Genomic DNA, 1,997 nt, shown 5'->3' on the forward strand with positions numbered 1-1,997 from the left:
CCGCCACCACGGTCCGACGCCGGCCCGTCGTCGGCTCGGCCGTCCCGCCGGGTTCCGCGACGTCGAGCCGGGCGGCGGTGCGCATGTCCCGGAAGAAGCGCCGGTGCCACGAGCCGGCCGAGCTGACCGCCTCGCTGCTGTCCTTGCCCCCGAGTTGGGTGATCCGGCGGTAGGGGCGCAGCAGGAGCCAGCCCACCACGCCGCAGAGCCAGACCAGCACCACCTGGAGCCAGCCGGGCAGGGTCGGCGTGCTCATGATGAGGTCGACTGCGAAGAGATAGATGGCGGCGCCGGTGCCGAAGATGGCGATGTTGAAGACGGCGGCGACCACCGCGTTCGCCAGCCGTCGCAACCCGGCGCTGGCCGGGCGCATCAGGCCCACCGTGCCGAGGATCGGCGCGGCGATCACCGCCCACCGGAAGATCAGGAAGCCCAGCAGTACCAGCAGCGAGGCGGTCAGGTCGAACATCGCGAAGAGAACCGCGGCCAGTACGGCGATGAATCCGGCACCCACCCGGTCCATGTCCCGGACGCCCTGGAGGTACTCGTACGCCTCCGGGTCTTCCTCCTTGATCTGCTCAGCAACCTTCATCCACTGCTGCTGCTTCGCCTCGATGGTGGCTTGACGTGTCGCCGGATTGGCGCGGAGCGACTGCGCCTCACCCCAGGTCAACGATCGGGCGTCGTACAGAGCCTGACCGTATTTCTTGGCGGTCTCGCTGTCCGCCGAGCCAAGGACTCCCCGTAACCAGTTCCGGTACAGCATGGATTCGGTAGCGGTGTCGCTGGCTCGGACGGCGGGCTTACGGTTGTCCTTGCACCGTTCCGGGTTGGGATCGATGCACCGGCCGGGACCAGGCTCCTTCATCTGTGGCCCCACGGCGTCGTGTACCACACCCAAGGTGGTGACGAGGGTGCCGTCGGCGATGTTGGCCGACTTGACCGGCCAGGCGGCCAGGGCGGTCACCGCCACCATCACCAGCAGGGCCCAGCCCGCCGTGGTCATCGCGTTGCTCATGTCCGACTGGCGGGAGCGCCAGAGCAGGTACAGGCCGACCACGCAGAGGGTGACGATGCCGAAGACGCTGAACACCTTCTGGTAGACGGCCTTGGTCGCCTGGTCCACCAGCGGGTCGGCCCAGCCCCACATCGAGCGCGGATCCCAGGCGCGTTCCCGCAGGGCGTTGGAAGCGCCGATCACCGCAGTGGCAATCATGAATTCGCCGTTTGCGACAGTGGTCGTGAACTTGTAATCCGGGTGGAGGACCGTGGAGGCGCAACCGATGTCGTACGTCGTGTAGCTGTACCCGGCGTATCCATAGAGGCTGTATCTGCCGGTGACGCCGGCAGTTGCTTCGGGTGGCGAGCTGGCAAACCAGCCAGCCAGACCTGCATCGGGAGCGCCGGGCGTTGGTGGCTCGAGACACTCTGCCCGGGCTGCTGACACGTCCTTGAGCTTGGCGACGCAGGCGCGGAAGTCGGCCTGCCACTCCGGGGTGGTGCAGAGGTCGGCGTTCGCCTGGGCCGTCAGCGGTGCGGGGGCGGCCGCCGCGGCACCGACTGCCGGCCAGCCGATGGTCGCCCCGGCGAGTACGCCGACCGCGAGCAGGAACGCCGCCAACCGTGCCCGGGCCCGCGCCATGTCACGCCTCCATGTTCGGCAGGATGGCCGGCAGCACCCCGGCCGCCGCGGCGATCGCGGCGGGGGTGGTGTCGAGGTGCTCCAGCAGCCCGTCGACGTACGAGACGTCGACGCGGACCTTCTGCACGCGGCCGTCGACGTCCCGCATGACGAATTCCCGGAAGCCGAGCCGGGTCGCGCTGGTGGCGTCGGCGGTGGAGAGGGAGGCCAGCGTGGCCTCGTAGCCGTCGTTGACGGGCACCCGCAGCAGGCGGAGCGCTTCGGAGGCGATCTCCGCGTCCTCGGCGATGCGGCCGACGAAGACGGTCGATCCGGCGTCGAGCATGCCGGCCCTCTTCGGCTCGGCGCCGAGGAC

At 69.5% G+C, this 1,997-nt stretch carries 2 protein-coding genes; both read right to left on the minus strand.

The annotated features are described in order from the left end of the window. Positions 1 to 1,642 (minus strand): hypothetical protein (locus tag AB0B91_RS65455; RefSeq protein WP_358343098.1); only part of this gene is annotated, 1,642 nt, incomplete at its 3' end. Between the two features lies 1 nt (position 1,643). Further along, the coding region (locus tag AB0B91_RS65460; RefSeq protein ID WP_358343100.1) for a hypothetical protein at positions 1,644 to 1,997 on the minus strand (354 nt) is incomplete at its 5' end.

This window comes from Nonomuraea sp. NPDC049141 (assembly GCF_040648415.1).
Lineage (GTDB): Bacteria > Actinomycetota > Actinomycetes > Streptosporangiales > Streptosporangiaceae > Nonomuraea.